General features: G+C 71.0%; 20 protein-coding genes and 1 tRNA gene. 17 read left to right on the top strand and 4 right to left on the bottom strand.

Going from position 1 to position 20,857, the window contains the following annotated elements; all coding sequences use genetic code 11:
- Positions 1–25 precede the first annotated feature (25 nt).
- The 7 genes from MTES_RS16545 to ndk all read left to right on the top strand — a co-directional run bounded on the left by MTES_RS16545 (position 26) and on the right by ndk (position 9,366).
- Positions 26–1,003: an ABC transporter permease gene (locus MTES_RS16545; RefSeq protein ID WP_013586428.1), complete on the top strand. Its 978-nt coding sequence runs from the start codon at positions 26–28 to the stop codon at positions 1,001–1,003.
- Positions 1,000–1,812, top strand: a complete 813-nt coding sequence (locus MTES_RS16550) for an ABC transporter permease (protein ID WP_013586429.1) — start codon at positions 1,000–1,002, stop codon at positions 1,810–1,812. The genes MTES_RS16545 and MTES_RS16550 overlap by 4 nt, the downstream gene beginning before the upstream one ends.
- Complete coding sequence (locus MTES_RS16555) at positions 1,809–3,356, top strand: dipeptide ABC transporter ATP-binding protein (RefSeq protein WP_013586430.1); 1,548 nt, start codon at positions 1,809–1,811, stop codon at positions 3,354–3,356. The genes MTES_RS16550 and MTES_RS16555 overlap by 4 nt, the downstream gene beginning before the upstream one ends.
- 429 nt (positions 3,357–3,785) lie before the next feature.
- Positions 3,786–7,196 (top strand): isoleucine--tRNA ligase, encoded by a 3,411-nt coding sequence (gene ileS / locus MTES_RS16560; RefSeq protein ID WP_013586431.1) that lies wholly within the window; start codon positions 3,786–3,788, stop codon positions 7,194–7,196.
- On the top strand, positions 7,193–8,545 hold the full coding sequence (locus tag MTES_RS16565) for a bifunctional folylpolyglutamate synthase/dihydrofolate synthase (RefSeq protein ID WP_013586432.1): 1,353 nt from the start codon (positions 7,193–7,195) through the stop codon (positions 8,543–8,545). Before ileS ends, MTES_RS16565 begins: the two co-directional genes overlap by 4 nt.
- Positions 8,533–8,946, top strand: coding sequence for a DUF4233 domain-containing protein (locus tag MTES_RS16570; protein WP_013586433.1), 414 nt, complete (start codon positions 8,533–8,535; stop codon positions 8,944–8,946). The genes MTES_RS16565 and MTES_RS16570 overlap by 13 nt, the downstream gene beginning before the upstream one ends.
- Before the next feature lie 3 nt (positions 8,947–8,949).
- A complete protein-coding gene (gene ndk, locus MTES_RS16575; RefSeq protein WP_013586434.1) occupies positions 8,950–9,366 on the top strand; it encodes a nucleoside-diphosphate kinase in 417 nt (138 codons plus the stop codon).
- Between the two features lie 216 nt (positions 9,367–9,582).
- On the opposite strand, the gene MTES_RS16580 is transcribed toward ndk, so the two are convergent.
- Entirely contained in the window at positions 9,583–9,813 is a 231-nt protein-coding gene (locus tag MTES_RS16580) for a PLD nuclease N-terminal domain-containing protein (protein WP_013586435.1), read from the bottom strand.
- A 38-nt stretch (positions 9,814–9,851) separates the two neighbouring features.
- Complete coding sequence (locus tag MTES_RS16585; RefSeq protein WP_013586436.1) at positions 9,852–10,448, bottom strand: vitamin K epoxide reductase family protein; 597 nt, start codon at positions 10,446–10,448, stop codon at positions 9,852–9,854.
- 283 nt (positions 10,449–10,731) lie between these two features.
- Between MTES_RS16585 and MTES_RS16590 the strand changes: the two genes are divergently transcribed.
- Positions 10,732–13,347, top strand: coding sequence for an Rne/Rng family ribonuclease (locus MTES_RS16590; RefSeq protein ID WP_013586437.1), 2,616 nt, complete (start codon positions 10,732–10,734; stop codon positions 13,345–13,347).
- A 53-nt stretch (positions 13,348–13,400) separates the two neighbouring features.
- On the opposite strand, the gene MTES_RS16595 is transcribed toward MTES_RS16590, so the two are convergent.
- A complete protein-coding gene (locus tag MTES_RS16595; protein ID WP_013586438.1) occupies positions 13,401–13,676 on the bottom strand; it encodes a DUF4031 domain-containing protein in 276 nt (91 codons plus the stop codon).
- Positions 13,677–13,889: 213 nt separating this feature from the next.
- Between MTES_RS16595 and rplU the strand changes: the two genes are divergently transcribed.
- The 9 genes from rplU to rsfS all read left to right on the top strand — a co-directional run bounded on the left by rplU (position 13,890) and on the right by rsfS (position 20,522).
- Entirely contained in the window at positions 13,890–14,198 is a 309-nt protein-coding gene (rplU, locus tag MTES_RS16600) for a 50S ribosomal protein L21 (protein WP_013586439.1), read from the top strand.
- Positions 14,199–14,216: 18 nt separating this feature from the next.
- Complete coding sequence (gene rpmA / locus MTES_RS16605; RefSeq protein WP_013586440.1) at positions 14,217–14,474, top strand: 50S ribosomal protein L27; 258 nt, start codon at positions 14,217–14,219, stop codon at positions 14,472–14,474.
- Positions 14,475–14,569: 95 nt separating this feature from the next.
- Positions 14,570–16,114 carry a GTPase ObgE gene (gene obgE, locus MTES_RS16610; RefSeq protein ID WP_013586441.1) on the top strand — a complete coding sequence of 515 codons (1,545 nt, stop codon included), beginning with the start codon at positions 14,570–14,572 and terminating at the stop codon, positions 16,112–16,114.
- A complete protein-coding gene (gene proB / locus MTES_RS16615; RefSeq protein WP_013586442.1) occupies positions 16,111–16,947 on the top strand; it encodes a glutamate 5-kinase in 837 nt (278 codons plus the stop codon). Before obgE ends, proB begins: the two co-directional genes overlap by 4 nt.
- A 4-nt stretch (positions 16,948–16,951) precedes the next feature.
- Positions 16,952–18,211, top strand: coding sequence for a glutamate-5-semialdehyde dehydrogenase (locus MTES_RS16620; protein WP_013586443.1), 1,260 nt, complete (start codon positions 16,952–16,954; stop codon positions 18,209–18,211).
- A 50-nt stretch (positions 18,212–18,261) separates the two neighbouring features.
- On the top strand, positions 18,262–18,486 hold the full coding sequence (locus MTES_RS16625; protein ID WP_013586444.1) for a hypothetical protein: 225 nt from the start codon (positions 18,262–18,264) through the stop codon (positions 18,484–18,486).
- A gap of 10 nt (positions 18,487–18,496) precedes the next feature.
- Positions 18,497–19,093: a nicotinate-nucleotide adenylyltransferase gene (gene nadD, locus MTES_RS16630; protein WP_013586445.1), complete on the top strand. Its 597-nt coding sequence runs from the start codon at positions 18,497–18,499 to the stop codon at positions 19,091–19,093.
- Complete coding sequence (locus MTES_RS16635) at positions 19,090–20,145, top strand: hypothetical protein (RefSeq protein ID WP_013586446.1); 1,056 nt, start codon at positions 19,090–19,092, stop codon at positions 20,143–20,145. The genes nadD and MTES_RS16635 overlap by 4 nt, the downstream gene beginning before the upstream one ends.
- Positions 20,142–20,522 (top strand): ribosome silencing factor, encoded by a 381-nt coding sequence (gene rsfS / locus MTES_RS16640; RefSeq protein ID WP_013586447.1) that lies wholly within the window; start codon positions 20,142–20,144, stop codon positions 20,520–20,522. Before MTES_RS16635 ends, rsfS begins: the two co-directional genes overlap by 4 nt.
- 259 nt (positions 20,523–20,781) lie before the next feature.
- Here rsfS and MTES_RS16645 read toward each other — a convergent pair.
- A tRNA-Ala gene (locus tag MTES_RS16645) sits at positions 20,782–20,854 on the bottom strand.
- Positions 20,855–20,857: the final 3 nt, after the last annotated feature.

The raw sequence follows: 20,857 nt of genomic DNA on the forward strand, positions 1-20,857 counted from the left end.
GCCCGTCGCACACCACGGACCCCGGATGCCACGCTCTCGCACGCGCGCGATCCTCTCGCGCATCGGCGGGCTCGTGGCATCCGTCGTCCTCGTGCTCTGGGGTGCGGCGACGCTCGCGTTCGTCGCGTTCCGGATCATCCCGGGCGACCCGGTCGACGTCATGCTCGGCCCGCAGGCGCAGGTGAGCGAGGCGGTGAAGGACGGGATCCGCGCGGAGCTCGGGCTCGACCGGCCCGTCCTCGAGCAGTACGGCGCGTTCCTCGGCCGTCTCGCGCGCGGCGACCTGGGGGAGTCGTATCAGCTGCGGTTGCCGGTGGCGGAGGTCATCGGGCGCCAGCTCGGACCCACGCTGCAGCTCGCGGCGCTCGCGCTCGTCATCGCGGTGGTGCTGGCGCTGGGATCCGCGCTGCTCGTGCGCGGACGGACGGGCCGGGCGGTGGCATCCGGAATCGAGCTCCTCGTCCTGTCGTCGCCCGTGTTCTGGACGGGGCTTGTCTTGCTGAGCGTGTTCTCCTTTCAGCTCGGATGGTTCCCTGTGTCGGGGGCGCGCGACCCCTCGGCGATCGTGCTGCCCGCGGTGACCCTGGCTCTGCCTGTGGCGGCCCTCCTCGCCCAGGTTCTGCGCGACGGCGTGCAGGCGGCCGAGCGGGAGCCGTTCCTCATCACCGTGCGAGCCCGCGGAGCCTCGCCGCTCCGCGAGAGCGCGCACCACACGCTCCGCCACGCGAGCGTCGGGGCGGTGACGCTCACGGCGTACCTCGTGGGGTCGCTGCTCGGGGGAGCCGTCCTGGTCGAGACGGTCTTCGCTCGGCCGGGCATCGGCCGCGTGACCCTCACGGCGATCACCGACCGGGATCTTCCCGTGATCACCGGGGTGATCCTGCTGAGCGCCCTCGTCTTCGTCGTCGTCAACACGATCGTCGACCTCGTCGTGCCCCTGCTCGATCCCCGTCTGCGCGGCACGACGGACGCGGTACACGCCCGAGCGGCGGTGCCGGCGTGAACGCGGGACGCGCGGTCGGCCTGTGGATCGCGGGCGGGGTCTTGGCCGTCATCGCCCTGGCGGCCGTCGCCCCCGGCCTGCTGGCGACGCACGACCCGCTCGTCACCGACGTGCGCGCGGCTCTGCAGCCTCCCAGCGCGGCCCACTGGTTCGGCACGGATCAGAGCGGCCGCGACGTGTACTCGCGCGTCATCGCCGGCGCGGGGCGATCCGTAGGCATCGGACTCCTGGCCACGACCCTGGCCTTCGTCGTCGGTGTGACCGCCGGCTCGCTCTCGGCCGTCGCGCCGCGGATCGTGGATGCCGCAGCCATGCGCGTCGTCGACGTGCTGCTGGCGTTCCCGGAGTTCCTCGTCGCCCTCCTCGTCGTGGCGGTGCTGGGGCCGGGTCCGGTCAACGTCGCGATCGCCGTCACGATCGCCGCCGTTCCCGTGTACGTCCGCCTCGCGCGGGCGCAGACGCGGAGCCTCGCCGCCGCCGAGCACGTCGAAGCCGCGCGGATCGTCGGTGTGCCCGCCCCGGTCGTGCACGTGCGACACGTGCTTCCGGGCGTCCTCGGGGCGGTGAGCGTCCTGGCCACGATCGGTATCGGCACGAGCATCCTCGCCGCGGCCGGGCTGAGTTTCCTCGGTCTCGGTCCCACCGAACCGACTCCCGAGTGGGGCCTGATGCTCTCGGCCGGGCGAAACCTGCTGTTGCAGGCGCCGTGGGTCGCCGTCTTCCCGGGCCTCGCGATCACCGCGACCGTCGTGAGCGTGAGCGTGGTCGGCCGCATCCTGCGCGCCCGGGCCGAGGAGCGGGGCCCATGAGCGGCCTTCGCGTGCGCGAGCTGCACATCGCAGCGGGTGACGTCGCGCTCGTCCGCGGCCTCGACCTCGACGTCGCCCCGGGAGAGTGCGTCGCCCTCGTCGGCGAGTCGGGCACCGGCAAGTCCCTCACCGCGACGGCACTCCTCGGCCTCCTGTCGAGGTCGCTGTCCTGGAGCGCCGGCGCGCTCGAGATCGACGGCGTCGACGCGCGTGATCTCGACGAGCGCGCGTGGCGACGCCTCCGCGGACGGCGCATCGCCCTCGTCTCCCAGGACGCGCTGGTCTCCCTCGACCCGCTGCGGCGCGTCGGCGCGGAGGTCGCCGAGCCTCTTCGCATCCATCAGCCGTCCGTCCGCGGTGAGGCCCTGCGGGCCCGGGTGCGGAACGCGCTCGAGCGCGTCGCTCTGCCGGAACCGGATCGACGCGCGCGGCAGTACCCGCACGAGCTCTCCGGCGGCCTGCGTCAACGCGCCCTCCTGGCCTCGGCCCTGGCCGCCGACCCCGTGATCCTCATCGCCGACGAACCGACGACGGCCCTGGATGCCACGGTGCAGGCGCGCGTGCTCGATCAACTCCGCGCCATCGCCGACGAGGGTGTCGCCGTCGTGTTCATCAGCCACGATCTCGCGGCGGTGCAGCGCGTCGCCGACCGCGTCATCGTGCTGCACGACGGACGCGTCGTCGAGACCGGTGTCACCGCCGACGTCCTGTCCTCTCCGCGCGACCCGCAGACGCGCGCTCTGGTGGCCGCGATACGCCACGAGCCTTTGCACCGCGCTCCGCGTTTCGACGCGCCGCTGCTGGAGGGAGCGGGACTGCGCAAGAGCTTCGGCGACCGCCGGGCGGTCGACGACGTGGGTTTCACCGTCCAGAGGGGCCGGACGCTCGCGGTCGTGGGGGAGTCGGGGTCGGGCAAGACGACCCTCGCGCGCATGATCGTCGGCGTCAGCGAAGCGGATGCCGGCACCCTCACGTTCGACGGACGCCCCTGGTCGCCGCACGCGGCGCGCGGCGCGGCCCGCCGCCGCGTCCAACTCGTGCAGCAGAACCCCTGGGGCGCGCTGGATCCGCGGTGGACGGTCGCGCGGACGCTGACCGAGGCGGTCGCCGCGGGCGGGGTGCCGCGGTCCCGGCGCCGCGCCGACGTGGATGCCCTCCTGCACGAGGTGGGACTGAGTCCGGCCTTCGGTCGGCGTCTGCCCGCGCAGCTCTCGGGCGGACAGCGGCAACGGGTCGCGATCGCCCGCGCGCTGGCGACCGACCCCGACCTGCTCGTGCTGGACGAGCCGGTGTCGGCGCTGGATGCGACCGTGCGCGCGCGGATCCTCGACCGTCTGCGCGCCCTCCAGCGCGAGCGCGAGCTCGCCATGGTGTTCATCACCCACGACCTCGAGGTGGTCACGGGGATCGCCGACGACGTCCTGGTGATGAAGGACGGCCGCGTGGTCGAGGCCGGGGCGGTGTCGTGCGTGTTCGCCGAGCCTCGGCATCCGTTCACACGAGAGCTGCTCGCCGCATCGACGGCCCCGACCCCGGAACGGTGAGTGTCCAAGACACCCGCGAGCTGCTCGCCGCGTCGCCGGCCTCAACCCGGCGCCGGTTCGGTGAGTGTCCAAAACACCCGGAGGCGCCCGCGCTGTCGTCCGGGTTTCTTGGACACTCACCGAACCGCCGGGGCGGCCGGCGACGCGCGGTGAGGGCGGGCGCGACGCGCCGCAGCGGTTCGCGGGAGCGCGTAGACTAGGGCGATCAGCACCGATCCGGCCATCACCGGGGAGCTCGCGGAAGAAACGGGTCACCGCCCGGAGTAGAACCGCGCGGGGCAGGCCCGTCACAGCCGCAGTGAGAGCGGTGTCGGTCCCTGAGCCTGTCGATGGGGTCCCTGAGCCTGTCGAAGGGTCCGACACAACGCAGGGTGGTACCGCGGTCCCGATGGATCGTCCCGGCGAGGAGACCTCGACCCGCGGAGAGACATGACCTACCCTCGCCCCTCATCCTTCGGCCCCGCAGCCGGCGCCAGCGCCGCGGAGACGGCATCCGTCGTCCCCAGCCCCCGTTTCCCGGCCATCGAGCAGGACACGCTCTCGTTCTGGGAGAGCGACGACACCTTCCGCGCCTCGATCGCGAACCGCGAGGGCGCCGAGGAGTGGGTGTTCTACGACGGCCCGCCGTTCGCCAACGGCCTGCCGCACTACGGGCACCTGCTCACCGGCTACGCGAAGGACCTCTTCCCGCGCTTCCAGACCATGCGCGGCAAGAAGGTCGACCGCGTCTTCGGCTGGGACACGCACGGCCTGCCCGCTGAGCTCGAGGCGATGAAGCAGCTCGGGATCACCGAGAAGGACGAGATCGAGCGCATGGGGGTCGCGACCTTCAACGCCAAGGCCCGCGAGTCGGTGCTCGAGTACACGCGCGAGTGGCAGGACTACGTCACGCGTCAGGCGCGCTGGGTCGACTTCGAGCGCGGCTACAAGACGCTCGACACGACCTACATGGAGAGCGTCCTGTGGGCGTTCAAGACGCTCCACGACAAGGGCCTCGCGTACGAGGGCTACCGCGTGCTGCCGTACTGCTGGCGCGACGAGACGCCCCTGTCGACCCACGAGCTGCGCATGGACGACGACGTCTACAAGATGCGCCAGGACCCCTCCGTCACCGTGACCTTCCCCCTCGTCGGGGCGAAGGCCGAGGCGATGGGCCTGACCGGCGTGCGGGCGCTCGCGTGGACGACGACGCCGTGGACCCTGCCGACGAACCTCGCTCTCGCGGTGGGTCCCGGCATCCGGTATGCCGTCATCGAGGGCGGTCCGCACGGGGCCGCCGACGTGCACACCACCCCCGACGGCACGCCCGACGAGGCTTTCGAGGCGGTCGCGCACCGCTACCTGCTGGCCGAGGATCTGCTGCCGAACTACGCCAAAGACCTCGGATACGAGACCCCGGATGCCGCCCGCCAGGCCGTGCAGACCACGATCCTGGGCGCGGAGCTCGAGGGCGTCTCGTACGACCGCCTCTTCGACTACTACGCCGACGCCGAGGTCTGGGGCACGCAGGACGCGTGGAAGATCCTCGTCGACGACTACGTCACCGTGAGCGACGGCACGGGCATCGTGCACCAGGCCCCCGCCTACGGTGAGGACGACAAGCGTCTCGCGGATGCCGCGGGCCTGCCGACCATCATCTCGCTCGACGACGGCGGCCGGTTCCTGTCGGCCGTGACCGACGTCGCCGGCGAGCTGTGGATGGAGGCCAACCGGCCGCTCATCCGCCTGCTGAAGCAGAGCGGGCGTCTCCTGCGCGAGGCCTCGTACGAGCACTCGTACCCGCACTGCTGGCGCTGCCGGAACCCCCTCATCTACAAGGCCGTGTCGAGCTGGTTCGTGCGCGTGACCGAGATCAAGGACGACCTCCTGGCGAACAACCAGCAGATCACCTGGGTGCCCGAGAACGTCAAGGAGGGCCAGTTCGGCAAGTGGCTCGAGGGCGCGCGCGACTGGTCGATCAGCCGCAACCGCTACTGGGGTTCGCCGATCCCGGTGTGGAAGAGCGACAACCCCGACTACCCGCGCGTCGACGTCTACGGCTCGCTCGCCGAGATGGAGGCTGATTTCGGCCGCCTGCCGGTGAACGCCGACGGTGAGGTCGACCTGCACCGGCCCTACATCGACGACCTCACGCGTCCGAACCCCGACGACCCGACGGGGCAGTCGACGATGCGCCGCATCGAAGACGTGCTCGACGTGTGGTTCGACTCGGGCTCGATGCCGTTCGCTCAGGTGCACTACCCGTTCGAGAACCACGAGTGGTTCGACGAGCACGCCCCCGCCGACTTCATCGTCGAGTACATCGGGCAGACCCGCGGCTGGTTCTACGTCATGCACGTGCTCTCCACGGCCCTGTTCGACCGCCCGGCGTACACGGGCGTCTCGTGCCACGGCATCGTGCTCGGCAACGACGGTCAGAAGATGTCGAAGTCGCTGCGCAACTACCCCGACGTGCGCGAGGTGTTCGACCGCGACGGTTCGGATGCCATGCGCTGGTTCCTCATGTCGAGCTCGGTGCTGCGTGGCGGAAACCTCGTCGTGACCGAGGAGGGCATCCGCTCGGGCGTGCGCGAGTTCCTCCTGCCGCTGTGGAACGCGTGGTACTTCTTCGCGACGTACGCCAACGCCTCGGGCTCCGAGGGCTACACCGCCGAGTGGCGCACCGACTCCACCGACGTGCTCGACCGGTACATCCTGGCGCTGACGGGTGACCTCGTGCGCGACGTCGCCGCCGACCTCGAGGGCCTCGACTCCACGACCGCGGCCGAGCGCCTGCGCGACTTCGCCGAGGTGCTGACGAACTGGTACATCCGCCGCTCGCGCGACCGCTTCTGGGTGGGCGTGACCGACGACCCGACCAGCCGCGAGGCCTTCGACACGCTCTACACGGTGCTCGAGACGCTGACCCGCGTCGCCGCCCCGCTGTTGCCGCTCGTGACCGAGCGCGTGTGGCAGGGCCTCACGGGTGGGCGGAGCGTCCACCTGACCGACTGGCCGGACGCCTCGGCGTTCCCCGCGGCCGCAGATATCCGCACCGCGATGGACACCGTGCGCGACGTCTCGAGCGTCGCGAACGCCCTGCGCAAGCGCGAGGGCAAGCGCGTGCGCCTGCCGCTCCCGCGCCTGACGGTGGTGACCCCGGATGCCGCGGGCCTGGCGCAGTTCGAGGACCTCGTGCGCGAGGAACTCAACGTCAAGAGCGTTCAGCTGGTCGAACTGACCCCGCAGTCGTTCGACGAGTTCGGTCTCGCACAGCGGCTGGTCGTCAACGCACGCGCGGCGGGTCCTCGACTGGGCAAGCGCGTGCAGCAGGTCATCCAGGCCGCGAAGGCCGGTGACTGGACCGAGACCGAGCGCGGCATCGTCGTGCAGACCGCCGACGGCGAGGTCGTCCTCAGCGACGGCGAGGGCACGCTCGAGACCGACGCCTCGAGGCTGGCCGAGGGGGAAGCGGTGGCGCTGCTCGTCGCCGCCGACGGATTCCTGCTGCTCGACACCTCGACCACTCCGGAGCTCGAGGCCGAAGGCCTGGCGCGCGACATGATCCGCGGCATCCAGGACACCCGTAAGGCCGCCGGCTTCGACGTGAGCGACCGCATCTTCCTCTCGCTGACCTTCGTCGAGGACGCCGACGCGCAGGCCGTCGCCCAGGCGTTCGACGTCGCGGGCGTGGCATCCGAGACGCTGGCCGAGGCCGTCGTCCTCGCCGGACCCGAGGGCCGGCTCATCGAGCGCGGTGCCGCCCTGCCCGCCGAATACGAGACGCAGATCACCGCCAAGACCTACGCGAACGTCGGCGCCGTCACGGTGGCCGTCGCCCGGATCGGAGCCCCCGCATGAGCGATCGCACCCGGGCCGACGCCGTCTACAGCGCGCTGCTCGAACGGCAGGGGGAGCAGTGGGTGCAGCCGCGCGTCGAGCGCACGCGCCGCGTGCTCGAACTGCTCGCCGACCCGCAGCGCACGTACCGCGTGATCCACGTCACCGGCACCAACGGCAAGACCTCCACCAGCCGCATGATCGAGAGCCTGCTGCGCGCCATGGGCCTGCGCACCGGCCTGTTCACCAGCCCGCACCTCGAGCGCTTCACCGAGCGGATCCTCATCGACGGCGAGCCGGTCTCGGATGCCGCGATCGCCGACGCGTGGGAGGAGATCCAGCCGTTCGTCGACATGGTGGATGCCGAGCTCGCCGCGGCCGGAGATGCTCCGCTGACGTTCTTCGAGCTGCTGACGGTGCTCGCCTTCGTGACCGCGGCGGACGCACCCATCGACGTCCTCGTGCTCGAGGTGGGCATGGGCGGGGAGTGGGACTCGACGAACACCGCGGACGGCGACGTCGCGGTCTTCACCCCGATCGACATCGACCACGTCGACCGCCTCGGCTCGACGATCGCCGAGATCGCGACCGTCAAAGCCGGCATCATCAAGCCGGGCGCAGCCGTCGTCTCCGCCCCGCAGCCCCCCGAGGCCCTGCGCGCCATCCGCGCGCGCGCCGAGAAGGAGAGCGCCACGGTCACGGTCGCCGGCGACGGCTTCGCCCTCGAGGCGCAGACCCTCGCCGTGGGGGGACAGCAGGTGAGCATCCGAGGCGTCGCGGGCACCTATCGCGAGGTCTACCTGCCGCTCTACGGCGCGCACCAGGGAGCCAATGCGACGCTCGCCGTCGCCGCTGTGGAGTCGCTCATCGGCGGGGGGACCCAGCCGCTGGCCGCCGACGTCGTGGCGGACGGTCTCGGTACCGCGACCTCGCCGGGGCGCCTGCAGCTCATCGGCACCGCCCCGACCGTGCTCGTCGACGCCGCCCACAACCCGCACGGCGCCCGTGCACTGGTCGCTGCGCTCGACGAGTCGTTCGACATCGACGAGTGGGGTGCCGTCGTCGGCATCCTGGACGGGAAGGATGCGGTCGGCATCATGTCGGCACTCGTTCCGGCTGTCGCCCGGGTCTTCGCGACCGCGCCCGACAGCGACCGGGCGACCGACCCCGACACGATCGCCGACGTGGCCGAGGCCGCCGACCTGCCCGTCACCGTGCACCCCACCCTCGAGGACGCCGCGGACGCCGCGCGGGCGTGGGCCGCGGAGTCGGACCGTCGCGCCGTGATCATCGCGGGGTCGGTCGTGCTCGCCGGCGAGGCGCTCCGTCTGTCGGAGCTCGAGGACTGGAAGGCCGGGTGGCAGGCGTGAGCCCGCGCGAGCCCCGGGTGCGGCGTCAGCGGGGAGCCCTCGAATCGCTGGGCGCCGTCGTGCTCGGTTTCGAGTCGATCATCGTCTTCCTCGGCGGTCTCGTCGTGTACGGACTCAAGGTGCTGCCCTTCGGCATCGAGCCGTGGTGGGGGATCGTCGGCGGCGTCGTGATGGCCCTCGCGATGGTCGCCGTCGCGGGCATGCTGCAGCGCCGCGGGGCCGTGTGGGCCGGCTGGGGGCTGCAGGTCCTGCTGCTCCTCGGCGGGTTCCTCGTTCCGGCCCTTTCGGTGGTCGCCCTCATTTTCGGCGGCATGTGGGCGTATGCGACGATCAAGGGAGCGGCGCTCGACCGGCAGAACGCCCGACGTGCCGCTTCCCCCGACCTCTCGAACGGAGAATGACCCATGGCTACCGAAGAGACCCTCGTCCTGGTCAAGCCCGACGGCGTCGCCCGCGGCCTGACGGGCGCGATCCTCGCCCGTATCGAGGCGAAGGGCTACGCCCTCGTCGACATCCGCCTCGTCGAGCCCGACCGCGAGACCCTCGCCCAGCACTACGCCGAGCACGAGGGAAAGCCGTTCTACGAGCCGCTCCTCGAGTTCATGATGTCGGGCCCCTCGGTCGCGATCCGCCTCGCGGGCAACCGTGTCATCGAGGGCTTCCGCTCGCTCGCCGGCACCACCGATCCCACCACCGCCGCCCCCGGCACGATCCGGGGCGACTTCGGTCGCGACTGGGGCCTCAAGGTCCAGCAGAACCTCGTCCACGGCAGCGACAGCGTCGAGTCCGCGGAGCGCGAGCTCGCGATCTGGTTCGCCTGATCCCGGATGCCGGAATGGCCGCCGCCCCTCGGGGTGGCGGCCATCGTCGTGTGACGGTCCCTTCGACGAGCTCAGGGACCTCCGCCTCCGGCGGCTGACGCCTCCGCCCCAGGTGGCTGAAACCTCCGCCCGAGGTGGCTGAAGCCTCCGCCCGAGGTGGCTGAAGCCTCCGCCCGAGGTGGCTGAGCCTGTCGACGCCCCGGCACCGAGACGCGGTCAGGTCCGCGCGACCCCGGCCCGACGACCCGCGAACAGCCACGAGACCGGCCCGAGCACGGGAACGACGAGGATCACCAGAGCCCAGATCAGCACAACCGTCGACGACAGCCGGCGCGCACTCCGGGAGAGGCTCACGATGCCCCACACCGCGAGACCCAAGGCGACGACGGCCAGGCCCGACCAGACGAGGTCGTACGCGGCGGGCATCAGCGGGTTCACGGCATCCATCCCTCGAAGCTAGAGCACGGAAGACCCCACCCGCCAGGTCAGATCTGGGCGAGCACGTTCAGACGCGACTGCGCGATCACCGCGATGACGACGAACGCCGCGAGCGTCATGAGCGGGACCCACGGCATCAGACGCTCGGCGATGTGCCGGACGCGCGGAGCCGGGATCACTCCCTCGCGGAGCACGTGCAGCGTGACCACGAAGAACGAGGGGATCACGACCGACCAGGTCACCATGCACCACGGGCAGAGGGTCGCGAGCACGAAGATGCTCTGCGAGATGAGCCAGATCACGAACGTCAGGGCGAACGCGAACCCGAGCCAGAAGAGCACCCAGAACCAGCGGGCGAACCGCGCTCCGGCCAGCAGGGCCATGCCGACGACGATGGGCGCCGCCCACGCCGTCAGCCCGATGATCGGGTTCGGAAAGCCGAACACGCTGCCCTGGGGCGACTGGAGGTTCGCCGAGCACTGCACGAGGACGCTGAAGTCACAGGATGCCGCCGTCCCGGGGTTCTGCAACTGGGCGAAGCGCTCCATCGTCAGGGAGAAGGCCGCCCACCAGCCGACGACGCCGGCGAGGACCAACCAGATCGCGACGACGACGGGGCGGCGCGGGGTGACGGTGTCGCTCATGGCTCGATTCTGTCACTGCGGACTTCGCTGTCCGCTGAGGATTGCTCGGTGTCGAGGAGCGCGATGCGGTGGATTCCGGACGGACCGTGCGATAATGATGTTTCGATGTACCGCGGCCGCGCCGCAGGAGCATCACCAGAAGACTTCGGGCGATGACCGCCCTTCGCAGCATGTGCCTCCGGCCAGCTGCAGACCGAGTGAGTTCGCGGCCCCGCCGGGTGCGGCGCCGCACGAGATTTCGCCGGGCGACGCGCGGTGTCGCCCCGCTAGGGAGCACGCCAAAATGGCAGACGCACGCGACGAACAGACCCCCACCGAGCAGACGGCGCCCGACACAGCGGTCGAGCAGGCCGACGGCACGGCCTCCACGCCGGACGCTGCGGACGACACCGCGACGGTGGAGGCTTCGGCGTCCGAGGCCCCGTCCTCCGACGCGGGGACGATCGAGGCCCTCTCCGCAGACGCGCCGAGCGTCGACGAGGAAGAGGGCGCGGTCCAGGATGCCGAGAGCGCTGCCGCGCTCGACACGGCCACCCCCGCGGTCCTCGACGAGTCCGCCCCCGCCACGGGCCCGGAGGCCGCTGCGCTCGAGGCTGACGTCGCCGCCCCGGGGCTCGAAGGTACGGCGACGGAAGCCGCCGCGGCGGATGGCACCCCGGCCGCCGCCGCGTCCGAGACTCCGGAGCCGGAGAAAGCCGCCGAGGGCATGGAGCCCACGACGCCGCAGAAGCGCGAGCGCCCGACCGCGGTCTCGCTGGGCCTGCTGCCCGAGGTGTTCGTGTCGGCCGTGTCGACGCAGCTTCACTTCTACGCGCCCGAGCCGCTCCCCGCGGCTCTGCGCGACGATTCCGAGGACCGCGGTTTCCGCGACGAGCGCGATGACGATGCTCCCACCGAGCGCACCTCGGCCAACGCGCGTCGGCGCAACCGTCGCCGCGGGGGAGCAGCCGCCGGCAACGACGACCAGGACGACGCACCCGTCGCGGCCCCGCCGCGCCAGCGCACGGTCGAGGTCGTCACCGAGCCGCAGCGCATCAAGGGGTCCACGCGCCTCGAGGCCAAGAAGCAGCGTCGCCGCGACGGTCGCGAGGCCGGCCGCCGCCGTCCCGTCGTCACGGAGGCCGAGTTCCTCGCGCGCCGCGAGGCCGTCGACCGCGTCATGGTCGTGCGCTCGAAGGCCGGGCGCATCCAGATCGCCGTCCTCGAAGACAACGTGCTCGTCGAGCACTACGTCGCCCGCAACCAGGACGCGTCGCTGATCGGCAACGTGTACCTCGGTCGCGTGCAGAACGTGCTGCCGAGCATGGAGGCCGCCTTCGTCGACATCGGCCGCGGCCGAAACGCCGTGCTCTACTCGGGCGAGGTCGACTGGGACGGCATCGACACCGGCAACCAGCCGCGTCGTATCGAGCTCGCCCTGAAGTCGGGCGACCGTGTGCTCGTGCAGGTCACCAAGGACCCCGTGGGCCACAAGGGGGCACGCCTGACGAGCCAGATCTCGCTCCCGGGCCGCTACCTCGTCTACGTGCCCAACGGCACGATGAACGGCATCTCGCGCAAGCTCCCCGACACGGAGCGCGCGCGCCTGAAGAAGATCCTCAAGGAGGTCCTCCCCGAGTCGTCGGGCGTCATCGTGCGTACGGCCGCGGAGGGCGCGACCGAGGACCAGCTGACGCGCGACGTGCAGCGCCTCACCTCCCAGTGGGAGCACGTCAGCACGCAGCTGAAGACGATCCAGGCCCCCGCGTTGCTGCACTCCGAGCCCGACCTGCTCGTGAAGATCGTCCGCGACGTCTTCAACGAGGACTTCACGCGCATGCTCATCCAGGGCGACGAGGCGCTGCAGACGATCTCGAACTACCTCGCCGGCGTCGCCCCCGACCTCCTCGAGCGCGTCGAGAAGTACGAGGGCGATCAGGATCCGTTCGACGCGTTCCGTGTCACCGAGCAGATCGAGAAGGCGCTCGACCGCAAGGTGTGGCTGCCCTCCGGCGGTTCGCTCGTCATCGACCGCACCGAGGCCATGACCGTCGTCGACGTCAACACGGGCAAGTTCGTCGGCTCGGGCGGAAACCTCGAAGAGACCGTCACGAAGAACAACCTCGAGGCGGCCGAAGAGATCGTGCGCCAGCTGCGGCTGCGCGACATCGGCGGCATCATCGTCGTCGACTTCATCGACATGGTTCTCGAGTCCAACCGCGACCTCGTGCTGCGCCGTCTCATCGAGTGCCTCAGCCGCGACCGGACGAAGCACCAGGTCGCCGAGGTCACCTCGCTCGGCCTCGTGCAGATGACGCGCAAGAAGCTCGGCCTCGGCCTTCTCGAGACCTTCAGCGAGGCCTGCGAGGTCTGCGCCGGTCGAGGTGTCGTCGTACACCACGACCCGGTCGTGCGTCACCGCACCGGCACCAACGGCAACGGCGGCGGCAGCAACGGGTCCAGCAACCGGCGCACGCGCGGCGGCAACGGAAACGGCAACGGCGGATCCTCGTCCGCCGGCAACGGCAACGCCCCGGGCAACGGCGGCTCCACCGGCAACGGGGGAGCGGCGGCGGCCGGCGGCACGCATGTGATCACCGAGGGCGTGAAGTCCGCGCTCGCGCAGATCGCGGCATCCACGATCCACCCCTCCGTCGAGGACCCGGCGATCGTCGAAGCGGCCGTGGTCGCCTCGGTCGAGGCGGTTCTGGATGCCAAGGCCGAGACGCCCGCGCGCGAGAAGCGCCCGCGCAAGAAGCGTGAGCCGAAGGCACCGCGCACAGAGAAGGACGCGCTGCTGGAGTCCGTGCTGGAGGCCCTCCCGGAGCCGAAGGCTCCCGGTCAGGGCCGGTCGCGTCGTCGCGTGACCACCGCCGCCCTCACGGGCACCCCGGTCGACGCCCAGCCGACCGCGGAGTAATCGCTTTCACCCGTGAGGGGTCACGTCTCGTCGGACACGACGGACGTGGCCCCTCATGCGCGTTCGCGGCGCTCTCGCGCCGTGATGCGCAACCCGGAGGCACGCAGGCGACGAACGAGCTCGCGCCCGCCCACGTGCTCGGCACCGGCGGCGACGAGGTCGGCGTGCCGCTCGTCGGGGACGTCGTAGTGGTCCAGATCGAACGCGCGGGCGGGGATTCCCGCGGCGGACGCGAAGGCGTGCAGCTCGGCGAGGTCGCTGTCGCTCACGAGGTGCGCCCACAGCCGTCCGTGCGCGGGCCACTGCGGGTCGTCGATCAGGATCGCCATTCCGTGATCCTACGGTCGACACGCGGGGCGGATGCTTTTGCCGGATGCCGAGACGTGAGCTAAACTCGACCCTTGGTGCGTCGTGTCCGCCCTTACCGGCGCGTGACCCCGCGAGCTGTCGCTTGCCGGATCGCACCGAGATTTGGGTCGAGAGACCCTCTCGACGTCATCAGACAACCGGAGCCTCGAGCTCCCGAACGAAACAGGTGTGAAGTGGTTTACGCAGTTGTGCGCGCCGGCGGCCGCCAGGAGAAGGTCCAGGTCGGCACGGTTGTCGTGCTCGACCGCCAGAAGGCGAAGGTTGGCGAGAGCATCGAGCTGCCCGCCGTTCTGTTCGTCGACGGCGACGCTGTCACGACCGACGCCGACAAGCTCGCGAAGGTCTCGGTCACGGCCGAGGTGCTCGGCGAGGAGCGCGGTCCGAAGATCGTGATCCAGAAGTTCAAGAACAAGACCGGCTACAAGAAGCGCCAGGGCCACCGTCAGGACCTCACGCGCGTCAAGATCACCGGCATCAAGTAAGAGCCAGGAGACGCAGAGATGGCACACAAAAAGGGCGCAAGCTCCACCCGCAACGGTCGTGACTCCAACGCACAGCGCCTCGGCGTGAAGCGCTTCGGTGGCCAGGCTGTCCTCGCCGGCGAGATCATCGTCCGCCAGCGCGGCACGCACTTCCACCCCGGCGCCAACGTCGGCCGTGGAGGCGACGACACGCTCTTCGCTCTCGCCGCCGGTGCGGTCGAGTTCGGCAACAAGGGCGGCCGCAAGGTCGTCAACATCGTCGCCGCAGCGGAGTAATCCACAGCGCTGAACGCGCGATAGAGGGGGTGGGCACAGCCCGCCCCCTCTTCTTTTCTTCCCGGCATCCCCGGTTCCGTCCCGAAAGGACTCCCATGGTCACCTTCGTCGACCGCGTCACTCTCCACCTGCGTGCGGGCAAGGGCGGCAACGGCTGCGTGTCGGTGCGCCGCGAGAAGTTCAAGCCCCTCGCCGGCCCCGACGGCGGCAACGGCGGGCACGGTGGTGACGTCGTCCTGGTGGCGGACCCGCAGACCACGACCCTGCTGTCGTACCACCACTCGCCGCACCGTTCGGCGGGCAACGGCGGATTCGGAATGGGCGACCACCGCTCCGGCGCCATGGGGGAAGACCAGGAACTCCCCGTGCCGCTCGGCACGGTCGTGAAGGACACCGACGGCACCGTGCTCGTCGACATGCTCACCCCGGGCATGCGCTTCGTCGTCGCGCCGGGCGGACTGGGCGGCCTCGGCAACGCGGCACTCGCCTCGCCGAAGCGCAAGGCTCCCGGCTTCGCCCTTCTGGGGACGCCCGGCTGGGAGGGCGACGTCGTCCTCGAGCTCAAGACCGTCGCCGACGTCGCGCTCGTGGGCTTCCCGTCGGCGGGCAAGTCGAGCCTCATCGCGGCCGTCTCCGCGGCGCGTCCCAAGATCGCGGATTACCCCTTCACGACGCTGCACCCGAACCTCGGTGTCGTCCAGGCCGGCGATGTCCGGTTCACGATCGCCGATGTCCCCGGTCTCATCGAGGGGGCGAGCGAGGGCAAGGGCCTCGGCCTGGAGTTCCTCCGCCACGTCGAGCGGTGCACCGCCCTCGTCCACGTCCTCGACTGCGCGACGCTCGACCCGGGCCGCGACCCCCTGAGCGACCTCGACGTCATCCTCGCGGAGCTCGGCGCGTACCCCGTGCCCGAGGGACAGCTGCCGCTTCTGGAGCGCCCGCAGATCATCGCCCTGAACAAGGTCGACGTCCCCGAAGCGCACGAGCTCGCCGACTTCGTACGTCCCGATCTCGAGGCGCGGGGCTTCCGCGTGTTCGAGATCTCGACGGTCAGCCGCGCGGGACTGCGCGAACTCACGTTCGCCCTCGCCGACATCGTCGAGCAGCACCGCATCGCGACGATCGACGACGCTCCCGCTGAGCGCATCGTCATCCGCCCCAAGGGCGCCGACAAGGAGTTCGAGGTCAAGGTCGAGGGCGGCACGTACGGCCCGGTGTACCGGATCCTCGGCGACAAGCCGGTCAAGTGGGTGCAGCAGACCGACTTCCAGAACGAGGAGGCCGTGGGGTACCTCGCCGACCGCCTCGCCCGTCTGGGCGTCGAGGACGGACTGTTCCGCGCCGGCGCGGTCGCGGGTGCGACGGTCGTCATCGGCCCCGGCGACGGCATCGTCTTCGACTGGGAGCCGACCCTCACCTCGGCCGCCGAGCTCATGACGGCTCCGCGCGGCACCGACCCGCGTCTCGTGCAGAACCCGCGCCGCACCTCGTCGGAGCGTCGCGAGCAGTATCACGAGCGGATGGATGCCAAGGCAGAGGCCCGCGCCGAACTCGAGGCCGAGCGCCGCGCGGCGCGTGCCGCGGGGATCGACCCCGACGGCGACTCCTCCGCCCTCGCGGACGACGGGGAGGATCGGTGACGGCCGCGACCCGCGCCGACATCCCCCGCGCGTCCCGCGTCGTCGTCAAGGTCGGCTCCTCGTCGATCAGCGGGGACGGGGCGCACCGCATCGACACGATCGTCGAGGCTCTCTCGCGCGCGAACGCCGCAGGTGTCGAGGTCGTCCTGGTGTCCTCCGGCGCGATCGCGACGGCTCTTCCGTTGCTCGACCTGCAGGGCCGACCGAACGACCTCGCGACCCAGCAGGCGGCCGCCGCCGTCGGCCAGAACGTCCTCATGTGGCGCTACCAGACCTCTCTCGACCGCTTCGGCCTGCTCGCCGGGCAGGTGCTGCTCACGGCCGGCGATCTCGAGAACGCCACGTCGCGCTCCAACGCGCGCCGGGCGATGGAACGGCTGCTGGGGCTCGGCATCCTGCCCATCGTCAACGAGAACGACACGGTGGCCACGCACGAGATCCGCTTCGGCGACAACGACCGGCTCGCGGCCCTCGTCGCTCAGCTGATCGGCGCCGACGCGCTCGTCCTGCTCAGCGACATCGCGTGCCTGTACACCGCGCCCCCGAACGAGCCGGGAGCCCGCCCCATCACGGAAGTCGCGTGGGGGGATGACCTGTCCGACTTCGAGTTCGGGGCGGGCGTCGTCAACGGCGTCGGCACCGGGGGCGCGGCGACCAAGGCCTCGGCTGCGAAGCTCGCGTCCGCGGCCGGTGTCGGCGTCCTGGTGACCAGTGCCGACCTCGTCGCCGACGCTCTCGCGGGGGAGTCCGTGGGCACGTGGTTCGTCCCAAATCCGGATGCCGTCACCCTGTCGACCGGCCCCGTCGGCGCCGTCAGCGCGACGGTAGACTGACGCGATGACCACGATCGCCGTCTCCGTCGATGAGCGCCTGCGTCTGGCGAAGGACGCGGCGCGAGAGATCGGTCTGCTCGACGCGGCCGCGAAGACCGCCCTGTTGAACGCGATCGCCGACGCCCTCGACGCCGCGACCGACGAGATCGTCATCGCGAACACCGACGATCTCGAGCGGGGTCGGGCGAGCCTGATCGGCGATGCTCTGCTCGATCGCCTGCGCCTCGATGCCGGCCGTGTCGCGGCGCTGGCCACCGCCGTCCGCGAGGTCGCCGTCCTGCCCGACCCGGTCGGGCGTGTCCTCGACCGTCGAACGCTGCCCAACGGGCTCGCGCTCGAGAAGGTCGCGGTGCCCTTCGGGGTCGTCGGCTCGATCTACGAGGCTCGCCCCAACGTCACCGTCGACATCGCCGCCCTGGCGCTGCGCTCGGGCAACGCGGTGGTCCTGCGCGGCGGCTCCGCGGCCCAGAGCTCGAATGCCGCGCTCGTCGCGGTGATGCGGGCGGCCCTCGCGTCGCAGGGCGTCTCGCCCGAAGCGGTGCAGACCGTCGACGACTTCGGCCGCGACGGAGCCCGCGCACTGATGAACGCGCGCGGACTCGTGGACGTCCTCGTCCCGCGGGGGAGCGCCTCGCTCATCGAGACCGTCGTCACCGAATCGACCGTGCCCGTCATCGAAACCGGCGCGGGAGTCGTCCACGTGTACCTCGACGAGACGGCGCGCGCCGACTGGGCGCGCGACATCGTGCTGAACGCCAAGACGCAGCGCCCGAGCGTCTGCAACGCCGTCGAGACGGTTCTCGTGCATCGCGCCGCCGCCGATCGGCTCCTGCCCGAGCTGCTCGTCTCGCTCGCCGGCGCCGGCGTGAGCGTGCACGGCGACGCGACGGTCGCCGGCTACGACCCGCGGGTCCTCGCCGCGACCGACGACGACTGGGCCGCGGAGTACCTCAGCCTCGATCTCGCCGTGCGAGTCGTGGACGATCTGGATGACGCTCTCGCGCACATCCGGCGGTACTCGACGCATCACACCGAGTCGATCATCACCGAGGACGACGCCGCCGCGCAGCGCTTCCTCGCCGAGGTCGACTCGGCCGTCGTCCTCGTCAACGCCTCGACCCGGTTCACCGACGGGGGCGAGTTCGGCTTCGGCGCCGAGGTCGGTATCTCCACCCAGAAACTTCACGCCCGCGGCCCCATGGGCCTCGCCGAGCTCACGAGCACGAAGTGGCTCGGGCGCGGCGACGGACAGGTCCGCGCCTAACCGCCTAAAATGGCACTGCGCGCCGCGCAGACACCCGAAACGGAGCACTGATGACTTTCGCCTCACTTCTCGCCCACGCCGCCGAAGAGGCCGGCCACCACGGCGGCAACGTGCAGGCCCAGACCTTCTGGATCGGCGCCCTCGCCTTCGTGGTGTTCGTGTCGCTCAGCCTCGTCACGCTGTCGTACCGCAACGTCTCGAACCGCCACGCGCACAAGGCCGAGGCCTACACGAAGAAGCACGGGACGCCGACGCCCGAGGCGCACGGCCACTGAGGCCCACCGTATGTCGGTGACGCGCGCCCCTCGCATCGGGGTCATGGGTGGGACGTTCGATCCCATCCATCACGGTCACCTGGTGGCGGCGAGCGAGGTCGCGCAGTCCTTCGATCTCGACGAGGTGGTCTTCGTGCCCACGGGGCGCCCGTGGCAGAAGGACGAGGTCACGGCGAGCGAGCACCGCTACCTCATGACGGTGATCGCGACGGCCTCGAATCCGCAGTTCACCGTGAGCAGGGTGGACATCGATCGCGACGGCCCGACGTACACGATCGACACGCTGCGAGACCTGAAGAGCCAGCGTCCGGGTGCCGACCTGTTCTTCATCACCGGAGCCGACGCGGTGGCGCAGATCCTCAGCTGGCGCAATCACCAGGAGCTGTGGGACCTGGCGCATTTCGTCGCCGTCTCCCGGCCTGGTCACGTGCTGACCACCGAGGGGCTGCCCACCGAAGACGTGAGCCAGCTCGAGATCCCGGCCCTGTCGATCTCATCCACAGACTGCCGCGCCCGCGTGCGCCGAGGACACCCCGTGTGGTACCTCGTGCCCGACGGCGTCGTGCAGTACATCGCGAAGCACCACCTCTACCGGAGTAAGGCATGAGCACTTCCGAGAACAATGGAACCCCGCCGCTGACGCGGCGCCAGCTGCGCGAGATCCGCAACACCGGCGCGACTCCGATCATCCCGACGCAGCCCGTCGAGCCCGTCGCGGACGCCGCGCCTGAGGCCCCGGCCGTCGAGCTCACGCCCGCGGTGCCGCAGCAGCCCACGGGACGCGAGGAGCCCTCGACTCCGGCGGACGACACCGCGGCGACCGCAGACACCGCGACGAGCGACGGGCCGGCCGAGGAGCCGGCTCCGGCACAGCCCACGACGACTCCCGAGCCCGCCGTGATCGGCTTCGGCACTCCGGCCGAAGACGCGAGTTCGACCTACGCGCCCACCGGCCTCACCCGTCGTCAGGTGCGCGCGCAGGAGAAGATCCGCACTGCGTCGGTGCCGGTGATCTCGCCGGATCTCGCTCCCGCGTCTCCCCAGCCCCGCGCGGAGTCGACGGACGACAAGGCCTCCGCCGACCTCCCCGCGATCTTCCGCCCCGCCGTCGCCGAAGAGCTCGAGGGAGCGGAACCCGCTCCGGAGCCGGTGTCATCAACGGTCAACCCCGACCTCGGGTCCGACCTGCTGAACGGCGCGACCCCCGACATCTCGCTTCCCCCCTCGTTCGACCAGCTCATCGCCCGCAGCGGCGTCGCCACCGGGTCGGTCTCGACCCCGAACGCTCTCATCCTCTCCGAGACCCCGATCGGCGGCCCCCTGGTCGCTCCGGTCACGGCGACCGGCGAAGTCATGATCACCGGCACCTTCGAGCTCCCGCAGGGCCTCGGCTCCGTCGGACACGCTCCGGGCACCACCGACGGCCGCGAAGCGGACGCCGTCCTCCTCGACGGAGAACTGCCTGCCGCGTCGTCGCCCACACCGATCGCCGCCAGCGCGGCCATCAGCACCGTCAAGCAGCCGGGGGACATCATTCGTCCGCCGGCGCCGGAGAAGGGCAGCAAGCTCGTCATCGGCCTCATCATCACCACCGGCGCTCTCGCGATCGCCGTGGCGGTGGCCCTCGCCATCGCCGTCACGACAGGAGTATTCGGATGACCGCGACCCAGAACGGACGCGAGATGGCGCAGATCGCCGCCCTCGCCGCCGACAGCAAGTCCGGCGAAGACCTCGTCGCCCTGGATGTGTCCGAGCCCCTGCCGCTCGTCGACATCTTCCTGCTGGTCACGGGTCGCAACGAGCGCAACGTCGCCGCGATCGCCGACGAGATCGAAGAGAAGCTGCTCGAGGCGGGCCACAAGCGCCTTCGCCGCGAAGGCCGCCAGGAGTCCCGCTGGGTCCTCCTCGACTTCGGCGACCTGGTCGTGCACGTCTTCCACGAGGAGGAGCGCATGTACTACGGCCTGGAGCGGCTCTGGAAGGACTGCCCCGTCGTCCCGCTCGAGCTGCCGAGCCCGGCCCACGCCGCCGACTGACGCGTGCCGACGTCGACGCCCTCTGCCTGCGGCAGGGGGCGTTCTCGTTCACCGAGCGCGCAGCGGGCCTGGACGCGGCTGCCTGCCGCGACGCGTTGACACGAACAGAAATTGGATCGGGCGAACGGATTCGGATGCCAGTGCCCTCGGCATCGGAATCCGTTGCCGTTCTCCGACTCCCGCGCCCGGCGGAAGAGACCACGAGGCTCCGCCCGGGAACGAAGAAAGCCTCCGCGGAGGCGGAGGCTTTCTCTCTGGGTGGACCTGAGGGGACTCGAACCCCTGACCCCCTGCATGCCATGCAGGTGCGCTACCAGCTGCGCCACAGGCCCGTT

The organism is Microbacterium testaceum StLB037, from assembly GCF_000202635.1.
Lineage (GTDB): Bacteria > Actinomycetota > Actinomycetes > Actinomycetales > Microbacteriaceae > Microbacterium > Microbacterium testaceum_F.